This window comes from Embleya sp. NPDC008237, from assembly GCF_042956465.1.
In the GTDB taxonomy this organism is placed as follows: Bacteria; Actinomycetota; Actinomycetes; order Streptomycetales; family Streptomycetaceae; genus Embleya.
On record NZ_JBIBGL010000007.1, the window covers coordinates 447,469 to 469,548 of the forward strand.

Here is a 22,080-nt window from a genome sequence, read left to right on the forward strand (position 1 = left end):
CCCACCCACCGCCCCGCGGGGCGCCCAGTACTCGCACCACGACCACGGCGAAGCCGCCGCACGGAAAAGGCAGATACCCCATGGCGAACGAAGAGAAGCTGCGTGACTACCTCACCCGGGTGACCGCCGACCTGCACCAGGCCCGGCGCCGGCTGCGGGAGAACGAGGAAGCCCGGAACGAGCCGATCGCCGTGGTCGGGATCGGCTGCCGACTGCCCGGCGGCGTGCACTCGGCGGCGGACCTGTGGCAGCTGGTGGCCGAGGGCCGCGACGCGATCGGCGGCTTTCCCACCGACCGCGGCTGGGACCTGGACGGCCTGTACGACGCGGACCCGGACGCGGTCGGCAAGACGTACACGCGTCAGGGCGGGTTCCTCTACGACGCGGCGGAGTTCGACGCCTCCTTCTTCGGCCTCTCGCCCCGCGAGGCACTCGGGGCGGACCCCCAGCAGCGGCTGCTCCTGGAGACCGCGTGGGAGGCACTGGAGGACGCCGGGATCGACCCGGCGGCCGTTCGCGGTTCGGCAACCGGGGTGTTCGCCGGCGTGATCGCGCAGGAGTACACCCCGCGCCTGTACAAGACCACGCCCGACCGGGTGGACGGTTACGTGTTGACCGGCAGCACCACGAGCGTGGCGTCCGGCCGGATCTCCTACACCTTCGGCTTCGAGGGCCCGGCCGTCACGGTGGACACCGCATGCTCGTCCTCGCTCGTCGCGCTGCACCTGGCCGCCCAGTCGCTGCGCTCGGGCGAGTGCGGTCTCGCGCTCGCGGGCGGCGCGACGGTGATGGCCTCGCCCGGGATGTTCGTCGAGTTCGCCCGCCAGCGGGGTCTGTCGGCGGACGGCCGCTGCAAGGCGTTCGCGGGCGCCGCGGACGGCACCGGCTGGGCCGAGGGCGTGGGACTGCTCGTCCTGGAACGGCTCTCCGACGCGCGCCGGGCCGGACGCCGGGTGCTCGCGGTGATCCGCGGCAGCGCGGTCAACCAGGACGGCACCAGCAGTCAACTGACCGCTCCCAACGGCCCGGCGCAGCAGCGGGTGATCCGCAGCGCGTTGGCGAACGCGGGCCTGACTCCGGCCGACGTGGACGCGGTCGAGGCACACGGCACCGGCACCCGGCTCGGCGACCCGATCGAGGCGCAGGCCCTGCTGGCCACCTACGGCCGCGACCGCGCTCCGGAACGGCCGCTGTGGCTGGGCTCGTTGAAGTCCAACATCGGACATGCGCAGGCCGCCGCCGGGGTGGCGGGCGTGATCAAGATGGTCCAGGCGCTTCGGCACGGCGTACTGCCCGAAACGCTGCACGTGGACGAGCCCACGTCGCACGTGGACTGGTCTTCGGGCGGCGTACGACTCCTGACCCGGGCTCAGCCGTGGCCGGAGACCGGGGCGCCGCGTCGGGCCGCCGTCTCCGCCTTCGGGGTCAGCGGAACCAACGCGCACGTGATCCTGGAACTGCCGGACGAAGACGGTGAGTCGGCGCCGGTTCGGGCGCAGGCGTCCGCGCCGTCGACTCCCTGGGTGCTCTCCGGCAAGTCGGCGCAGGCACTGCGGGCCCAGGCCGCCCGGCTGGCCGACCACCTCGACGCGCAACCCGGCGCGGGAGCCGAGGAGATCGGCTTCTCGCTCGCGACCTCGCGCTCGGTCTTCGCGGAACGGGCGGTCGTGGTCGGCGCGGATCCGGCCGCACTGACCACCGGGCTCGGTGCGCTGGCGCACGGCCAAGCGGCACCGGGCCTGGTCACGGGCTCGGCCGACGCGGCCGGCCGGACCGTGTTCGTCTTTCCCGGTCAGGGCTCGCAGTGGACCGGGATGGCCGCCGACCTGTACGCCCAGTCCCCGACCTTCGCGGCCCGCTTCGACGAGTGCGCCAAGGCGATCGAACCGCACGTCGACTGGTCGCCGGTCGAGGTGTTGGCGGGTGTGTCGGGTGCGCCGTCGTTGGATCGGGTGGATGTGGTCCAGCCGGTGTTGTGGGCGGTGTTGGTGTCGTTGGCCGAGGTGTGGCGGTCCTTCGGTGTGACCCCGGATGCGCTGGTGGGTCATTCGCAGGGGGAGATCGCGGCGGCGGTGGTGGCGGGTGGGTTGTCCCTGGAGGACGGCGCCACGGTCGTCGTGCTGCGCAGCCGGGCCATCGTCGCGCTGTCGGGTCGGGGCGGGATGGCGTCGGTGGCGTCGGCCGAGTCGGAGGTGCGGGCACGGATCGCCGGGTGGGGCGGGCGGATCTCGGTCGCGGCGGTGAACGGACCGGGTCAGGTGGTCGTGTCGGGAGAGCCGGAGGCGCTCGCGGAGCTGGTCGCGTCGGTGACGGCGGAGGGTGGTCGGGCTCGCCTGATCCCAGTGGATTACGCGTCGCATTCGGCCCAGGTGGAGGAGATCCGGGAGCGGATCGTGGCCGATCTGGCCGGGATCACGCCGGTGTCCGGATCGATTCCCGTGTGGTCGACGGTGACCGACGACTGGATCGATACCGCCCGGCTGGACGGCGCGTACTGGGCGACCAACCTGCGCGAGACCGTGCGGTTCGCGGCGGCGGTGCGCGGACTCGTGGAGGCGGACCACGGTGTGTTCGTCGAGGTGAGCCCGCACCCCGTACTCACCGCCGCGATCCAGGAAACCCTGGAGGAGGTCGGCGCGGCCGACACCGTGGTCGTAGGCACGCTGCGCCGGGACCAGGGCGACCTGGTCCGGCTGCACACCTCGCTGGCCGAGGCGTTCGTGCGCGGCGTGCCGGTCGTCTGGGACGCGGCGTTCGAGGCGGAGGCGGTCGGGCGGGTCGCCCTGCCGACCTACGCCTTCCAGCGCGAACGTTTCTGGTTGGACACGGGCGAGTACGCGCCGCCCACCGCGGCGGCCGTCGACTCGGCGTTCTGGGATCTTGTCGAGGGGGGCGACCGCGCGGGCCTGTCCGCCGCGCTGGGCGACGTCGACGGCGATCTGGCCGAGCCGCTCGGTGCGGTACTGCCCGCCCTGTCGTCGTGGTGGGAGCGCCGTCGCTCCGATGCGGTCGGCGACGCGTGGCGGCACCGGATCGTCTGGCGCCCGGTGGCCTCCGCGAACGAGGGCCGACTTGCCGGGACCTGGTTGCTGCTGGTCCCGGAGGGGTTGCAGGACACGCCGTGGGCCGAGTGGTTCGGCGCCGCGCCGACCGCCTCCGGGGCCCGGGCACTGCCCGTGGTCGTCGGGCGGGATCGGGTGGATCGCAGCGCGCTGGGTGCGCTGCTGGCGGCGGCCCTGGCGGCGGCCGACGAGCCGGTCGCCGGAATCGTGTCGCTGCTCGCGCTCGCCGAGGGTCCGGTCGCCGGTTTCCCGGCGGTGCCGTGGGGCGCGGCCGCGACGGTGGCGCTGATCCAGGGACTGGGCGACGCGGGTGTGTCGATTCCGGTGTGGGCGGTTACGAGCGGTGCGGTCTCGGTCGGCGACGAGGACCCGGTGCGGGCGCCCGAACAGGCTCAGGTATGGGGCTTCGGTGGCATCGCCGCGGCCGAACTGCCCGACCTGTGGGGCGGCCTGATCGACGTGCCGGCGGAGATTCCGGCCGACGCCGTGCCCGCACGATTGGCCTCGGTGTTGTCCGGCGCGGCCGGCGAGAGCGAGATCGCGGTCCGCGGTTCGGCGGTGTGGGCACGCCGGTTGGTCCGGGCGCCGCACGGCGCCCGCGCCACCGGGTCGTGGCAACCGTCCGGGACGGTGCTGATCACCGGTGGCACCGGTGCGCTGGGCGGGCATGTGGCCCGCTGGGTCGCCGGGCGCGGGGCCGCGCACGTGCTGCTGGTGAGCAGGTCGGGAGCCGACGCCGCCGACGCGCCGGAACTCGCCGCGGAACTGGCCGGACTCGGCGTCCAGGTCTCCTTCGCGGCCTGCGATGTCGGCGACCGGGCCGCGCTGGCGGACGTACTCGCCGGCATCCCGGCCGAGTTCCCGCTGACCGCCGTCTTCCACGCGGCGGCCGTGCTCGACGACGGGCTGATCGCCGATCTGAGCATCGATCAACTCGACCGCGTGTTGCGGGTCAAGGTGGACGGAGCCCGCCACCTGGACGAGCTCACGCGCGACCTGGACCTGTCCGCGTTCGTGCTCTTCTCCTCGCTCGCGGGCATCTGCGGCGTGCCCGGTCAGGGCAACTACGCACCGGGCAACGCCCATCTCGACGCGCTGGCCGCCCAGCGCCGGACCGCCGGGTTGCCCGCGACCGCGATCTCGTGGGGACACTGGGCCGGCGGCGGGATCGCCGCGCCCGAGGTCGAGCAACGATTGGCCCGCCAGGGTCTGCGGATGCTCGACCCGGAATCGGCCGTCCGGGTACTGGGACAGGTACTCGACGCCGACGAATCCCACCTGACGGTGTGCGACATCGACTGGGACGTGCTGTTCCGGGATCGACGCGCGCCGCTGGTGGGCGAGTTGCGGCAAACGAACCGCCCGGATGCCGCCGCGCCCGCCACGCCACGCGCCGAACCGGGCGCCGGCGGGAACGACTTCGCGGCTCGGCTGACCGGACTCGGTGCCGCCGATCGACTGCGCTTCCTGGTCGAGGTGGTGCGCACCCAGGCGGCGGTCGTCCAGGGGCATCGCAGCGCGACCGCGGTGGATCCCGGAAAGCCGTTCCGCGAGCAGGGGTTCGACTCGTTGACGGCGGTCGAGCTGCGCAATCGGCTGACCGCCGAGACCGGCCTGCGGCTGCCCGCGACGCTGGTCTTCGACTACCCGACCCCGAACGCGCTCGCCGAGTTCCTGCGCGGCGAACTCCTCGGGGAGGTCGAGACGACCGACGACGCCACCACCGCGCAGGGCGAGGCACACGCCGACGATCCGGTCGTGATCGTCGGGATGGCCTGCCGGCTGCCCGGCGGGGTGACCTCGCCGGCCGACCTGTGGCGGCTGGTGGCGGCCGGCACCGACGCCGTCGGCGAGTTCCCCACCGACCGGGGCTGGGACGTCGAGGCGCTGTACGACCCCGATCCGGACCGGGTCGGCACGTCGTACACCCGCCGCGGCGCGTTCCTGCCGGACGCGACCGAGTTCGACGCGGCCTTCTTCGGCATCTCGCCGCGTGAGGCGCTCGCCATGGATCCGCAGCAGCGGCTGCTCCTGGAGACCGCGTGGGAGGCGTTCGAGCGGGCCGGGATCAACCCCGACACGCTGGTCGGCAGCCGGACCGGCGTGTTCGCCGGAATGGCCGGACACGACTACGGGCGCGGATCGACCGAGACGCCCCCGGGCCTGGAGGGCTACCTCGGCACCGGGAGCGCGGGCAGCGTCGCCTCCGGTCGGATCTCCTACTCGTTCGGCTTCGAAGGTCCGGCGGTGACCGTGGACACCGCGTGCTCGTCGTCGCTGGTGGCGCTGCACCTGGCCGCCCAGTCGCTGCGCTCCGGGGAGAGCGACCTCGCCCTGGCCGGGGGCGTGGCGGTGATGGCCACACCGGGCATGTTCGTCGAGTTCTCCCGGCAGCGCGGGTTGTCCGTGGACGGTCGTTGCAAGGCGTTCGCCGGTGCCGCCGACGGCACGGGCTGGGCCGAGGGCGTCGGCCTCCTGCTGCTCGAACGCCTGTCGAACGCCCGGCGCAACGGGCACCGGGTGCTCGCGGTGGTGCGCGGCAGCGCGGTGAACCAGGACGGCGCGTCGAACGGGCTGACCGCGCCGAACGGCCCTTCCCAGCAGCGGGTGATCCGCCAGGCGCTCGCGAACGCGGGGGTCTCGGCGGCCGATGTGGACGTGGTGGAGGCGCACGGGACGGGGACGACGCTGGGTGATCCGATCGAGGCGCAGGCGTTGTTGGCCACCTACGGTCAGGGTCGGGATGCGGATCGGCCGCTGTGGTTGGGTTCGTTGAAGTCGAACATCGGTCATGCGCAGGCCGCCGCGGGTGTGGCGGGTGTGATCAAGATGGTCGAGGCGTTGCGGCACGGGGTGTTGCCGAAGACGTTGCACGTGGACGAGCCGAGTCCGCATGTGGACTGGTCGGTGGGTGCGGTGCGGTTGTTGACGCGGGCGCGGCCGTGGCCGGAGTCGGATCGGCCGCGTCGGGCGGCGGTGTCGGCGTTCGGGGTGAGCGGGACGAACGCCCACGTCATCCTCGAACTTCCGGAGGACGACGGTCGGCAGGTCGAGGAGCCCACGACGCGGCCCACGGGCGGCGTGTTGCCCTGGGTGTTGTCGGGTCGGACCCCGGAGGCGCTGCGGGCGCAGGCCGGCCGGATCCGAGGTGCACTGGGCGAGGACCCCGTGGACGTCGGCTTCGCACTGGTCACGTCACGCGCGCTGTTCGCCGAACGAACCGTGCTGGTCGGCGATTCGGCCACGCGGGCGGCGGGCTTGGACGCGGTGACGCGCGGCGAGGGCGCCGCGGGCGTGGTGACCGGGTCGGCCGGGCCGCTCGGGAAGACCGTGTTCGTCTTTCCCGGGCAAGGCTCGCAGTGGGCGGGCATGGCTGCGGAACTTCACTCCCAATCACCCGTGTTCGCGGCGCGATTCGAGGAATGTGCGGCGGCCCTCGCGAAATTCGTCGATTGGTCGCCGGTCGAGGTGTTGGCGGGTGTGTCGGGTGCGCCGTCGTTGGATCGGGTGGATGTGGTCCAGCCGGTGTTGTGGGCGGTGTTGGTGTCGTTGGCCGAGGTGTGGCGGTCCTTCGGGGTGGCCCCGGATGCGCTGGTGGGTCATTCGCAGGGGGAGATCGCGGCGGCGGTGGTGGCGGGTGGGTTGTCCCTGGAGGACGGCGCCACGGTCGTCGTGCTGCGCAGCCGGGCCATCGTCGCGCTGTCGGGTCGGGGCGGGATGGCGTCGGTGGCCGAGCCGGTGGCGGCGGTCGGTGAGCGGCTTGCCGGGTGGGGCGGGCGGATTTCCGTTGCGGCGGTGAACGGCCCCGGGCAGGTGGTCGTCTCCGGAGAGCCGGAGGCGCTCGCGGAGCTGGTCGCGTCGGTGACGGCGGAGGGTGGCCGGGCTCGCCTGATTCCGGTGGACTATGCGTCGCATTCGGCGCAAGTCGACACAATCCGTGAGCGGATCGTGGCGGATCTGGCCGGGATCGCGCCCGTCTCCGGGACCGTCCCGGTGTGGTCGACGGTGACCGGTGACTGGATCGATACGGCGCAGCTGGACGGCGCGTACTGGGCGACCAATCTGCGCGAGACGGTGCGGTTCGAGGAGGCCGTGCGGGGGCTTGCGGCGGCGGGGCACGGGGTGTTCGTGGAGGTGAGTCCGCATCCGGTGTTGACGTCGGCGATCGAGGCGACGTTGGAGGAGGCGGACACGCCGGATCCGGTCGTGGTGGGTACGCTGCGCCGCGACCAGGGCGGCCTGCAACGCCTGTACACCTCGCTGGCCGAAGCCTTCGTCCGCGGCGTGCCGGTGGACTGGACCGCCGCGTTCGCCGGCGCTCGACCGCGCCCGGTCGATCTGCCCACGTATCCCTTCGAGCGCAGGCGCTACTGGCTCGACGCCGGGGACCAGGCCGGGTCGACCGGGTCGAAGGGCGGCGGTGCGGGACCGGTGGACACGATCGACGCGGCGTTCTGGGCGCTCGTGCAGAGCGGCGACCGGGACGGGCTGGTCGAGGCGTTGGGCTCGGACGCCTCGGCGGAGTCGCTGGAGGCGGTGTTGCCGGCACTGTCCTCGTGGTGGGACCGCAGGCGCTCCGGCGCCACGCTGGACGCGTGGCGGCACCGGATCGTCTGGCGCCCGGTCGGTGGTTCCGAGCCCGGCAGCCTGCGCGGCACCTGGTTGCTCGTGGTGCCCGAGGAGGCGGCGGCGACCGCCTGGGCGGATTTCCTGACCGCCCTGCTGGCCGACGCCGGGGCCCGGGTCGAACGGGTGCCGGTGGCGCGCGACCACGGTGAGCGGGAGGCGCTGCGGGTCCTGTTGACAGGACGGCACGAGCCGGTCGCGGGTGTGGTGTCGCTGTTGGCCCTGGCCGAGGGCACGGTGGACGGGTTCGACGCGGTGCCGTGGGGTGCGGCGGCGACGGTGGCGCTGGTTCAGGCGCTGGACGACGCCGGTGTGCCCGCGCCGCTGTGGGCGGTCACCGGTGGTGCGGTGTCGGTGGGCGCGGCGGACCGGGTCCGGGTGCCCGAACAGGCACAGGTATGGGGCTTCGGCGGGGTCGTCGCGGCCGAGAGCCCGCAATCCTGGGGCGGTCTGATCGACCTGCCGGGCGAGTACCCGGGCCCCGACGCCGAAGCACCCGCGTGGGCCCGCCTGGTGGCGGTGCTGGCCGGTGCGGTGGACGAGAAAGACGTCGCCGTGCGGTTGAGCGGGGTGTGGGGGCGCCGGTTGGTGCGTGCGCCGCTCGGTGCCGCGCGACCGGCCGGGACATGGCATCCGTCGGGCACCGTCCTGGTCACCGGTGGCACCGGTGCGCTGGGCGGGCGGGTTGCTCGCTGGGCGGCGGAGCGCGGGGCCGAACACGTGCTGCTGGTCAGCCGTACCGGCGCGGACGCGCCCGGTGCGGGCCGGCTGGCCGAGGAGGTGCGCGCACTGGGGGCCAGGGTGTCCTTCGCGTCGTGCGACGTGGGCGACCGGGACGCGCTGGCGGCCGTACTGGGCGCCATTCCGGCGGAATTCCCGCTGACCGCGGTGTTGCACGCGGCGGCGATCCTGGACGACGCGGTGATCGGCGAGTTGACCGTGGAACAGCAGCAGCGGGTGTTGCGGGTCAAGGTGGACGGCGCCCGACACCTCGACGAACTCACCCGGGACGCGGACCTGTCGGCGTTCGTGCTGTTCTCCTCGATGGCCGGCCTGTGCGGCGTCGCCGGCCAGGGCAACTACGCGCCGGGCAACGCGTATCTGGATGCGCTCGCGGCCCGGCGTCGGGCCGACGGGTTGCCGGCGACCTCGGTGTCCTGGGGGCACTGGGCCGGTGGCGGGATCGCCGCGCCGGAGATCGAGGAGCGACTCGGTCGACAGGGGCTGACCATGCTCGATCCGGAGCTCGCGGTCGAGGCGCTGGGGCGGATCCTGGACGCGGACGAGAGTCACCTGGCGGTGTGCGACATCGACTGGGACGTGTTGTTCCGAGGCCGTCCACACCCGCTGGTCGCGGAACTCCTGCGCGCACCGGTGACATCGGCCGGAGCAACCGGCTCGGCCCCGGCCGCGGTCGAGACGGCGGCGGGCAGGTTGACCGCGGCGCTGGTGGAACTGGCCGAGGAGGAGCGCCGGCCGCATCTGGTCCGGCTGGTGCGCGCCCAGGCGGCGATCGTGCACGGTCACCCGTCCGCCGACGCGGTGGCGCCCGGAAAGCCGTTCCGAGACCAGGGGTTCGACTCGTTGACGGCGGTCGAGCTGCGCAATCGGCTGACCGCCGAGACCGGCCTGCGGCTGCCCGCGACGCTGGTCTTCGACTACCCGACCCCGAACGCGCTCGCCGAGTTCCTGCACGGCGAACTCGTGCCGCACACGGTCCCGAGCGCCGACGCCGTGCGGGCCGAGATCGACCGGTTGGAGGAGTTGCTGGCGCATGCCGCCGCCGATCCGGCCGAGCACGCGGCAACCGCGCTACGCCTGGCCGAGATCGCCGCGCGCTGGGCCGCCGGCACGCCCGCCGACGCCACCGACCGGGCCGAAGTCGCGAGCATCGCCGAGGAGATCGACTCGGCCGGCGACGACGAGCTCATCGAATTCATCGGCAAGCAGTTCGGCATCTCCTGACTTGTCGGTCCCTGCGAAAGGCACAACCATCATGAGCGACCAGCAGATCCGCCACCTGCTCAAGCGGCTCACCGTCGAGCTGCACGACACCCGGGAACGGCTCAAGGAAGCACAGAACCAGACCCCCGAGCCGATCGCGATCGTCTCCGCCGCGTGCAGGCTGCCCGGTGGCGCCGAGTCGCCCGAGCAGTTGTGGCGCATCCTGGCCCAAGGCATCGACGTGGTCGGCGACTTCCCGCAGGACCGCGGCTGGGACGTCGAGGAGTTGTACGATCCGGATCCCGATCGCCCCGGCACGTCGTACACCCGGCAGGGCGCGTTCCTCTCCGACATCGCGGGGTTCGATGCCGAGTTCTTCGGCATCTCGCCACGCGAGGCGCTCGCCACCGACCCGCAACACCGGCTCCTGCTGGAGACCGCCTGGGAGTTGTTCGAGCGGGTCGGCATCGACCCCACCACGCTGGCGGGCAGCCGGACCGGGGTCTTCGCGGGTCTGAACGGCCAGGACTACGCGGCCCGACTGACCGCGGTGCCCGACGAGGTCGGCGGTTACATCGGCAACGGCAATGCGGCGAGCGTGGCGTCCGGGCGGATCGCCTACTCGTTCGGGTTCGAGGGTCCGGCGGTGACCGTGGACACCGCGTGCTCGTCCTCGCTGGTGGCATTGCACCTGGCGGCGCACTCGCTGCGCAGCGGCGAATGCGACCTGGCGCTCGCGGGCGGCGTGACGCTGATGGCGTCACCGCTGGGGTTCATCGAGTTCTCCCGGCAGCGCGGCCTTGCCCCGGACGGACGCTGCAAGGCGTTCGCCGGCGCGGCCGACGGCACCGGCTGGTCCGAGGGAACCGGCCTGGTTCTGGTCGAACGGCTCGCCGACGCACGTCGGTTGGGCCATCGGGTGCTCGCGGTGCTGCGCGGCAGTGCGGTCAACCAGGACGGTGCGTCCAACGGGCTGACCGCGCCGAACGGCCCGGCCCAGCAGCGGGTGATTCGGCAGGCGCTGCGCAATGCCCGGCTGACCGCGGCCGACATCGACGCGGTCGAGGCGCACGGCACCGGGACGACGCTGGGCGACCCGATCGAGGCGCAGGCGCTGATCGCGACCTACGGCCGGGACCGGCCCGAGGACCGGCCGTTGTGGATCGGCTCGGCCAAGTCCAACATCGGGCACACCCAGGCCGCCGCCGGGATCGTCGGCGTGATCAAGATGATCGAGGCGATGCGGCACGGCGTGCTGCCCAAGACGTTGCACGTGGACGAGCCGACCCCGCATGTGGACTGGTCGGCGGGCGCGGTCCGCCTGCTCACCGAGGCGCGCGCGTGGCCGGAGACCGGGCGCCCGCGTCGGGTCGGCATCTCCGCCTTCGGCGCGAGCGGTACGAACGCGCACCTGATCCTGGAGCAGCCCGAACCCGTCGAGGCCGATGCGGCCGTCCGCCCCGTCGAGACGGGTCGGTCCGACGAGGCCGTCGGATCGGGCGCAGAACGCGCGGGCGGGATGTCCGCCGTGCCGTGGCTGCTCTCCGCGCGGACACCCGCCGCGCTGCGCGCCCAGGCGGCAAAGCTCGCGGCACACGTCAGGGGCGCCGCGGTCAGGGCGCGCGACGTCGTGGACATCGGCCATTCGCTGGCCACTTCCCGGGCCAGGTTCGACGAGCGCGCCGTGCTGGTCGCCGCGGACCCGGCCGGGTTCCTGGCCGGCCTCGACGCGCTCGCGGCCGACACGGCGGCCACGGGCCAGGCGCGCGGTTCGGCCACCGGATCCGGTTCGCTGGCCTACCTGTTCACCGGCCAGGGCAGCCAGCGGGTCGGCATGGGCCGCGAACTGTACAACTCCTACCCCGTGTTCGCCGCCGCGTTCGACGAGATCGCCGCCGCGCTGGACGGCGAACTCGCCGGGCACGTCCGACATCCGCTGCGCGACGTGGTGTTCGGGGTCGCCGAGGACGCCGCCGAGCAGCTGGATCGCACCGTGTACGCGCAGCCGGCCCTGTTCGCGGTCGAGGTCGCGCTGTACCGGCTGTACGCGTCGTGGGGCCTGCGGCCGGACTTCGTCACGGGACACTCGCTCGGCGAACTCACCGCCGCACACGTCGCGGACGTGCTCTCGCTCGCGGACGCGGCGACGCTGGTGGCGGCCCGGGCCCGACTGATGCAGGCGATGCCGACCACCGGCGCGATGATCGCCATCCAGGCCACCGAGGAGGAGGTCGTCGCCGCGTTGGCCGGGCGCGAGGACCTGGTCGGCATCGCGGCGATCAACGGTCCGCACGCGATCGTGCTCTCCGGTGAGACCGACGCGGCACTCGCGGTCGCCGCCGGGTTCGCCGAACAGGGCCGCAAGACGAAGCGACTGCGGGTCAGCCACGCGTTCCACTCGCCGCTGATGGCCGGCATGCTCGCCGAGTTCGAGCGGATCGCGGCCACGCTCACCTACCGGGCGCCGCGCGTTCCGGTGGTCTCCAACCTCACCGGTCGGCCCGCCGGCATCGAGGAACTGGGCGACCCCGGACACTGGGTGGCGCACGTGCGCCACGCGGTCCGCTTCCGGGACGTGATCGAACACCTCGCGACGGCCGGCGTGACCACGTATCTGGAGCTGGGCCCGGACGGCGTGTTGACCGCGATGGCCCAGGACACCCTGGCCGAGGCGCCCGCCGGCGGCGAGCCCGCCGCTGACAAACCCGCGGCCGACGAGCCCGCGTTCGCCGCCGCGCTGCGTCGGGACCGGCCGGAGCCGGACACCGCGCTGCTCGCGCTGGGCACCGCGTACGCGCACGGCCACGAGGTGGACTGGTCCGTGCTGTACGCCGGTTCCGGCGCACGTCGGGTCGACCTGCCGACCTACGCCTTCCAGCACCGGCGGTTCTGGATCGAGCAACCGGCAGCCGGTCCCGCGAACGCGTCCGGGCTCGGGCTCGCGGCGGCGGACCACCCGCTCCTGGCCGCCTCGCTGCGGGTGGCCACCGGCGAGGTCACGGCGGCGGACGGCGGAGCCGATGCGGTGCTGCTGACCGGCCGACTGTCGGTGCGCACGCATCCGTGGTTGGCCGACCACGTCGTGTTCGGTTCGGCCCTGGTGCCCGGAACGGCCTTCGTGGAGGCGGCGATCCGGGCCGGCGACGAGGTCGGCCTGGACACCGTCGACGAGTTGGTGATCGAGGCGCCGCTGATCCTGCGCGAGCGGGACGCGGTGCATCTCCAGGTGGTGGTCGGCGACTCGGCGGGCGAGCGGGCCGACCGGCGGTCGATCGCGGTGTACGCGCGGCCGGAGCACGCCGAGCCGGACGCGCCGTGGGTGCGGCACGCGGCCGGCTTCCTGAGCGCGTCCGGGGATGCGCCGAGCGCCGCCGCCGAGCCCGAGCAGTGGCCGCCGGTCGGTGCGACGGTGCTCGACGTGAGCGGGGCCTACGCCGCGCTCGCCGAGGCGGGGATCGCATACGGGCCCGTCTTCCGGGGCCTGCGTGCCGCCTGGCGGCTCGGCGACGAACTGCTCGCCGAGGCCGCGCTGCCCGCCGAACAGCACCCGGACGCGGCCCGGTTCGGCCTCCACCCGGCGCTGCTCGACGCGGCGCTGCACATCGCCTCGGTACGCAGCCTGGACGAGTCCCAGCCGGGCGAGGGCCGTCGCCTGCCGTTCGCCTGGAACGGTGTGCGACTGCACGCCGCCGGCGCGACCGCGCTGCGTATCCGGATCGCGATGACCGGCCCGGGGGAGCTGACCTTCAGGGCCACCGACGAGAGCGGCGCTCCGGTGGTGTCGATCGAGGCGCTGGCGACCCGGCCGGTGACGGCGGATCAACTGGACGGGACACACTCGGCCGGTCAGGACGCGCTGTTCGAGCTCGACTGGATCGAACAACCCGCGGTCGGTGCGCCCGGTACGACCGCGGTGATCGAACTCGACGCGGACTCCGGGCGGCTCGACGACGGCACCCTCGTGCTGGTGGTCGAGGCCGCCGCCGAGGACCCCGTCGGCGCCGCGCACCGCGAGAGTGCCCGCGCCCTGGCGGCACTTCAGGGCGACGCCGAGCGCATCCTGGTGCTCACCCGCGGCGCGTTCGCCGTGGCCGACAAGGAGGTACCCGACCCGGCCGGCGCGGCGGTGGCCGGCCTGGTCCGCTCGGCCCAGTCCGAACAGCCGGGCCGGATCGTGCTGATCGACCTCGACGCGGACACCGCCGTGCCGACCGCGGCGTACGCGACCGCGCTCGCGGCCGACGAACCGCAACTCGCGGTGCGCGCGGGGGCGCTGTACGTGCCGCGGCTGCGCCGGCCCGTGCCGCTGGATCCGCGCGAAGTGCGCGGCTGGGATCCCGAAGGCACCGTCCTGATCACCGGCGGCGTCGGGGCGCTCGGCGCCCTGTTCGCCCGCCATCTGGTGGTCGAACACGGCATGCGGCGGCTGCTGCTGACCGGCCGTCGGGGGCCGGACACCCCCGGAGCGGCCGACCTGGTCGCCGAGCTGACCGGGCTCGGCGCGCACGTGCGTGTCGCGGCGACGGACGTGTCCGACCGGGAGGCCCTGGCCGCGCTGATCGCGAGCGTGCCGGCGGCCTACCCGCTGACCGCCGTCGTGCATGCGGCCGGGGTGATCGACGACGGCGTGCTCGACGCCCTCACCCCCGAGCGGGTGTCCGCGGTACTGCGGCCCAAGGCCGACGCCGGCTGGCACCTGCACGAGCTGACCAGGCATCAGGACCTGGCGGGCTTCGTGCTGTTCTCCTCGGTGGCGGCGGTCCTGGGCGGACCCGGCCAGGGCAACTACGCGGCGGCCAACAGCTTCCTGGACGCACTCGCCGCCCGGCGCCGCGCGCTCGCCCTGCCGGCGGTGTCGTTGGCGTGGGGCATGTGGGCCGAGGCGGGCGGGATGACCGCGCACCTGGCCGAGGCGGACCGGCAGCGGGCGGCCCGGGCCGGGATCCGCGCGCTGGCCTCGGCGGACGGGCTGCGGCTGTTCGACCAGGTGGTGCGGCCGGACGGTGGTTCGACCACGTCGGACCGGGCCGTGCTGATTCCCGCACCGCTGGATCCGGCGGGTCTGCGGGCCCGACCACACGCCGTACCCGCGCTGCTGCGCGGCCTGGTCCGGCCGCAGCGGCGGCAGGCGGTCAAGGCGGCCGGCGCGGCCTCGCTCGCACAGCGGTTGGCCGGACTGGGCCGGGCCGAGCGCGAGCAGGTACTGGTCGACCTGGTCCGCGCCGAGGTCGCCGGCGTACTGGGTGCCGATCCCGAGGCAGTCGGCGCCCGGCGGGCGTTCGGCGACCTGGGTATGGACTCGCTCACCGCCGTCGAACTGCGCAACCGGCTCAACGCCGGCACCGGCCTGCGGTTGCCCGCGACGCTGGTGTTCGACTACCCGACGCCGGCCGGGCTCGCCGAATACCTGCGCGGCGAACTGCTGGGCGACGTTGCGGACGCGGCTGCGCCACCGGCCGCAGCGAGCGGGCCCGTCGGCATGGCGGACGACCCGATCGTGATCGTCGGCACGGCCTGCCGACTCCCCGGCGGCGTCGCCTCATCGGGTGATCTGTGGCGCCTGGTCGAATCCGGCACCGACGCGGTGGGGGAGTTCCCGACCGATCGCGGCTGGGACGTCGAGGACCTGTTCGACCCGGACCCGGAGGCGGCCGGCAAGTCGTACACCAGGCACGGCGGATTCCTCTACGACGCCGCCGACTTCGACGCGGGCTTCTTCGAGATCTCGCCGCGCGAGGCGCTGGCCACCGATCCGCAGCAGCGGCTGCTCCTGGAGACCACGTGGGAGGTGATCGAGCGGGCCGGCATCGACCCGACCACGCTGCGCGGCAGCCGGACCGGCGTGTTCGCCGGCGTGATGTACCACGACTACGCGCCGCATCCGGGCAACGTGCCCAGCGCGTTGGAGGGTTACGTCGGCAACGGCAACGCGGGCAGCGTCGCCTCCGGTCGGATCTCCTACTCGTTCGGCTTCGAGGGCCCGGCGGTCACCGTCGACACCGCGTGCTCGTCCTCGCTGGTCACCCTGCACCTGGCGGCGCAGTCGCTGCGGCTGGGCGAAAGCGATCTGGCGGTCGCCGGCGGCGTGGCGGTGATGGCCTCGCCGGGCGCGTTCACCGAATTCTCCCGGCAGCGCGGGTTGTCCGTGGACGGTCGTTGCAAGGCGTTCGCAGGGGCTGCGGACGGCGTCGGCTGGGCCGAGGGCATCGGCATGCTGCTGCTGGAGCGGCTCTCGGACGCGCGGCGCAACGGGCACCACGTGCTGGCGGTGGTGCGCGGCAGCGCGGTGAACCAGGACGGCGCGTCCAACGGCCTGACCGCGCCGAACGGCCCATCCCAGCAGCGGGTGATCCGCCAGGCCCTGGCCAACGCCGGGCTCGCCGCCGCGGAGGTGGACGCGGTCGAGGCGCACGGGACGGGCACCACGTTGGGTGACCCGATCGAGGCGCAGGCGCTGTTGGCCACCTACGGTCAGGGACGACCGGCCGATCGGCCGCTGTGGTTGGGTTCGTTGAAGTCGAACATCGGTCATGCGCAGGCCGCCGCGGGTGTGGCGGGTGTGATCAAGATGGTCGAGGCGTTGCGGCACGGGGTGTTGCCGAAGACGTTGCACGTGGACGAGCCGAGCCCACATGTGGACTGGTCGGCGGGCGCGGTGCGGTTGTTGACCCAGGCCCGGCCGTGGCCGGAGACCGGCCGACCGCGTCGAGCCGGAGTGTCCTCGTTCGGGGTCAGCGGCACCAACGCGCACGTGATCCTGGAACAGCCGCCGCTGGAGGCCGAACCTGCGCCGAACGACCCGCGGCCCGATGTGGTGCTGCCGTGGATCGTCTCCGCCAAACGGGCACCGGCCCTGCGCGGACAGGCGCAGCGACTGGCCGCACTGGCCGCCGCCGACCCGGACCCGGTGGACATCGGCTCGGCCCTGATCGCCACCCGGGCCGCACTCGAGGAGCGCGCCGTGGTGATCGGTGAGCGCGGCTCACTGGGCGCGGGGCTGGCCGCGCTGGCCCGCGGCGACTCGGCCGCCGGCGTGGTGACCGGCTCGGCGGCCGGCACGCTCGGTCGCACGGTGTTCGTCTTCCCCGGCCAGGGCTCGCAGTGGCCCGGCATGGCCACCGAACTCCTGGCCCAGTCGCCCGTGTTCGCATCCCGCTTCGGCGAGTGCGCCAAAGCGCTGGAGCCGTTCGTGGACTGGTCGGCCGTCGACGTGCTGACCGGGGTCGAGGGCGCGCCCACGCTGGACCGGGTGGACGTGGTCCAGCCGGTGTTGTGGGCGGTGCTGGTCTCGCTCGCCCAGGTGTGGCGCTCGTACGGGGTGACCCCGGACGCGGTCGTCGGCCACTCGCAGGGCGAGATCGCCGCCGCCGTGGTCGCCGGCGGCCTCTCGCTCGCGGACGGCGCGCGGGTCGTGGCGTTGCGCAGCAGGGCGATCGTCGCGCTGTCCGGGCGCGGCGCGATGGCATCGCTGGCGCTCACCGAGTCGCAGGTACGAGCGCGGATCACCGAGTGGGACGGGCGGATCTCGATCGCGGCGGTGAACGGCCCCGGGCAGGTGGTGGTGTCGGGCGAGCCCGACGCCCTGGCCGAACTGGTCGATTCGGTCACGGCCGAGGGCGGCCGGGCCCGACTGATTCCGGTCGACTACGCGTCGCACTCGGCCCAGGTGGACGAGATCCGGGACCGCATCCTGGCCGACCTGGCCACGATCGAGCCGGTCTCCGGCTCGATACCGCTCCGCTCGACCGTCACCGGCGAGTGGCTGGACACCGCGACGATGGACGCCGCCTACTGGGCGGACAACCTCCGGGAGACCGTGCGCTTCGAGGAGGCCACCCGCGCGCTCGCGGCCTCCGGGCACGGCGTGTTCGTCGAGGTCGGCCCACATCCCGTGCTGGTGGCCGCGATCCAGGAGACCCTGGAGGCCGCCGAGGCGACCCGGTCGCTGGTGGTCGGCACGCTGCGCCGCGACCAGGGCGGCGCGCAGCGCCTGTACACCTCGCTCGCCGAACTGTGGGTGCGCGGCGTCGAGGTCGACTGGAGCACCGCCTACGCCGGATACCGGCCGCGGCGGGTTGAGTTGCCCACCTACGCGTTCCAGCGCGAGCGGTACTGGCTGGACGGGAGCCGGACCGCCCAGGGCGCTGCGACCGGGTCCGGGCCGCTGCCGGGCGAGCCGGAGCAGCGGCCCGCCGAGGACGCGGCACCCGCACTGCCGGGTCGGCTCGCCGGTCTGACCGGCATCGAACGCGACGCCACGATCCTGGAGTTCGTGCGCACCGAGACGGCCGCCGTGCTCGGGCACGGGGACCCGGTCGCCATCGAACCCGAACGCGCTTTCCGCGAACTCGGGTTCGACTCGCTGACCGCGGTGGAGTTGCGCAACCGGCTGAACGCGGGTTCGGGACTGCAACTGCCCGCCACGCTGATCTTCGACCACCCGACCCCGGCGGGTGTCGCCGAGTTCCTCGCGCGACAACCGGCGATCGCGGCTCCGGGTCTGCCGCTGCCGGCCGCTCTGGGCGAACTCGACCGACTTGATGCCGCGCTGTCCGCGGACCTCGGCGACACGGACCGGCGGTCGGCGATCATCGACCGGCTGCGGAGGCTGGCCGACAAGTGGAGTGAGCCGGCCGTCACCGCGGGGCCCGCGATCTCCGACGAGATCGACCTGGACAGCGCCAGTGACGAGGAACTCTTCGGCCTGCTCGACGGCAACCTCGAATCCTTCTGATCCCCCCGGACCCACCCACCCCACCAGGAAAGGCAGTTCCATGTCGGACGAAGACAAGCTCCGGGGATATCTCAAGCGTGCGCTGGCCGATGTCCGCCAGGCCCGCAACCGGGTCCGCGAGGTGGAGGCGAGCCGGCACGAGCCGATCGCCATCGTCGGGATGGCCTGCCGGCTGCCCGGCGGCGTCGAGTCGCCCGAAGACCTGTGGCGGCTGGTCGAATCGGGCACCGACGCGGTCGGCGAGGCGCCCACCGATCGCGGCTGGGACCTGCGCGACATCTACGACCCGGACCCGGATCGACCCGGCACCACCTACACGACCGCGGGCTCCTTCCTGCCGGACGCCGGGGACTTCGACGCGGCCTTCTTCGGCATCTCGCCGCGCGAGGCGCCGGCCATCGACCCGCAGCAGCGCCTGCTCCTGGAGACCGCGTGGGACGCGTTCGAGCGGGCCGGCATCGACGTCACCGGGCTGCGCCGGACCCGGACCTCGGTGTTCACCGGGATCGCCGGCATCGACTACGCGCCGGCCCTGGATCAGGTCCCGGAGGAGTTGGAGGGCTATCTCGGCACCGGAACGCTCGGCAGTGTGGCCTCCGGCCGGATCTCGTACACCTTCGGCTTCGAGGGCCCGGCGGTGACCGTGGACACCGCGTGCTCGTCGTCGCTGGTGGCGCTGCACCTGGCCACGCAGTCGCTGCGCGCGGGCGAGAGCGATCTCGCGGTCGCGGGCGGGGCCACGGTGATGGCGTCGCCGATGGGCTACGTCGAGTTCTCCCGGCAGCGCGGGTTGTCCGTGGACGGCAGGTGCAAGGCGTTCGCCGCGTCGGCCGACGGCACCGGGTGGGCCGAGGGCGTCGGCGTGCTGATCCTGGAACGGCTCTCCGATGCCCGACGGCTCGGCCACCGGGTGCTCGCGGTGGTGCGCGGCAGCGCGGTGAACCAGGACGGCGCCTCGAACGGCCTGACCGCGCCCAACGGACCCGCACAGCAGCGGGTGATCCGGGAGGCGCTGGCCAACGCCGAGCTGGCCACGAGCGATGTGGACGTGGTGGAGGCGCACGGGACGGGGACGACGCTGGGTGATCCGATCGAGGCGCAGGCGTTGTTGGCCACCTACGGTCAGGGTCGGGATGCGGATCGGCCGCTGTGGTTGGGTTCGTTGAAGTCGAACATCGGTCATGCGCAGGCCGCCGCGGGTGTGGCGGGTGTGATCAAGATGGTCGAGGCGTTGCGGCACGGGGTGTTGCCCAGGACGCTGCACGCCGAGGAGCCGACGCCGCATGTGGACTGGTCGGCGGGTGCGGTGCGGTTGTTGACGCGGGCGCGGCCGTGGCCGGAGTCGGATCGGCCGCGTCGGGCGGCGGTGTCGGCGTTCGGGGTGAGCGGGACGAACGCCCACGTCATCCTCGAACTTCCGGAAGCCGAGGTCGAGATCCCGGCGGAGCGGGACGAGCTGCCGGAGCCGGCGGTGTTGCCGTGGGTGTTGTCGGCGAAGACGCCGGAGGCATTGCAGGCGCAGGCGGGTCGACTCGCGGAACGGCTCGGCGCGGACCCGTCACCGCGGACCGCCGATGTGGGCTTCTCGCTGGTGTCCACTCGGGCCACCTTCGGCGAGCGGGCCGTGGTGGTCGGCGACCGGAACGCGCTGATCCACGCGCTGGACGCGGTACGCCGCGGTGATTCCGCGACCGGCGTGATCACCGGGTCGGCCGGGCCGCTCGGGAAGACCGTGTTCGTCTTTCCCGGTCAGGGTTCGCAGTGGTCCGGGATGGCTGCGGAACTCTTCGGCCGGTCACCGGTGTTCGCGGCCGGTTACGAGCAGTGCGCCAAGGCACTGGAGCCGTTCGTCGATTGGTCGCCGGTCGAGGTGTTGGCGGGTGTGTCGGGTGCGCCGTCGTTGGATCGGGTGGATGTGGTCCAGCCGGTGTTGTGGGCGGTGTTGGTGTCGTTGGCCGAGGTGTGGCGGTCCTTCGGGGTGGCCCCGGATGCGCTGGTGGGTCATTCGCAGGGGGAGATCGCGGCGGCGGTGGTGGCGGGTGGGTTGTCCCTGGAGGACGGTGCGCGCGTGGTGGCGTTGCGCAGTCGGGCGATCGTGGCGTTGTCGGGTCGTGGTGGGATGGCGTCGGTGGCCGAGCCGGTGGCGGCGGTCGGTGAGCGGCTTGCCGGGTGGGGCGGGCGGATTTCCGTTGCGGCGGTGAACGGCCCCGGGCAGGTGGTCGTCTCCGGAGAGCCGGAGGCTCTCGCGGAGCTGGTCGCGTCGGTGACGGCGGAGGGTGGCCGGGCTCGCCTGATCCCGGTGGACTATGCGTCGCATTCGGCCCAGGTGGAGGAGATCCGGGAGCGGATCGTGGCGGATCTGGCCGGGATCGCGCCCGTCTCGGGGACCGTCCCGGTGTGGTCGACGGTGACCGGCGGCTGGGTGGACACCGCTGCGATGGATGCCGCGTACTGGGCGACCAATCTGCGCGAGACGGTGCGGTTCGAGGAGGCCGTGCGGGGGCTTGCGGCGGCGGGACACGGAGTGTTCGTGGAGGTGAGTCCGCATCCGGTGTTGACGTCGGCGATCGAGGCGACGTTGGAGGAGGCGGACACGCCGGATCCGGTCGTGGTGGGTACGCTGCGCCGCGACCAGGGCGGCCTGCAACGCCTGTACACCTCGCTGGCCGAAGCCTTCGTCCGCGGCGTGCCGGTGGACTGGGCGGGTGCCTACACCGAACACCAGCCGGATCGCGTCGAGTTGCCCACGTACGCCTTCCAACGCAGGCGCTACTGGCGGGAGACCCTCGCCCGACCCGCGGCCGACGCCGCCGCGCTGGGTCTTCGTTCGGTCGACCACCCCCTGCTCGGCGCGTCCGTGCGTACCGGCGACGGCGACGACGTGTTGCTGACCGGACGGATTTCGGTGCGTTCGCATCCGTGGCTGGCCGATCACGCGGTCCAGGGCACCGTGCTGTTGCCGGCCTCCGCGTTCCTGGAGTTGGCGGTGCGGGCCGGGGACGAGGTGGGATCGGCCGTACTGGACGAGTTGGTGATCGAGGCGCCGCTGATCCTGGCCGATCCGGACGCGGCCGTGCACCTGCGGGTCGCGGTGGCCGCGACGGGCGAGGACGGACGCCGCCGGGTCGCGGTGTTCTCGCGGGAGGAGTCGGCCTCGGACGACGCGGAGTGGGTGCGGCACGCCGGCGGGTTCCTCGGGCCCGAACCGGTCGAGGCCGAGGACGTGCCCGAGCCCGGCCTCGGCGACTGGCCCCCTGCCGACGCGGTCGAGGTGCCGGTGGCGGACGCCTACGAGCTGTTGGCCGCCGCCGGGATCGACTACGGGCCGGTGTTCCAGGGGCTCCGGGCGGCCTGGCGTGCCGACGGGGCGCTGTTCGCGGACATCGAGCCGGCCGAGGAGCAGGCCGACGACGCGGCCCGGTTCGGAGTGCATCCGGCACTGCTCGACGCGGCGCTGCACGTCGCGGTGGTGGATGCGCTGCGGCGCGCCGAGGAGGCCGACGAACCGGCCGCGATCAGCCTCGCCTACGCCTGGAACGGCGTGCGGCTGCACGCGACCGGGGCCGCCCGACTGCGGGTTCGACTCACCCCGGTCGGACCGGACGCGGTGTCGATCGAGGCCTTCGACGAGACCGGGGCGGCTGTGCTCTCGGTCGGGTCGCTGGTCTCGCGCCCCGTGCCCGGTGGCCGGCTCGCCGGCGCCGGCAGCCGACC

1 protein-coding gene and 1 pseudogene are annotated in these 22,080 nt (G+C 73.7%); both read left to right on the forward strand.

The genetic code is table 11. From position 1 onward, the window contains the following. Positions 1–80 precede the first annotated feature (80 nt). Entirely contained in the window at positions 81–9,653 is a 9,573-nt protein-coding gene (locus tag ACFZBU_RS20850; RefSeq protein WP_391585105.1) for a type I polyketide synthase, read from the forward strand. Positions 9,654–9,780: 127 nt separating this feature from the next. Beyond that, positions 9,781–22,069: pseudogene (locus ACFZBU_RS20855) on the forward strand (acyltransferase domain-containing protein); the annotation flags it as partial. Between the last annotated feature and the right edge of the window lie 11 nt (positions 22,070–22,080).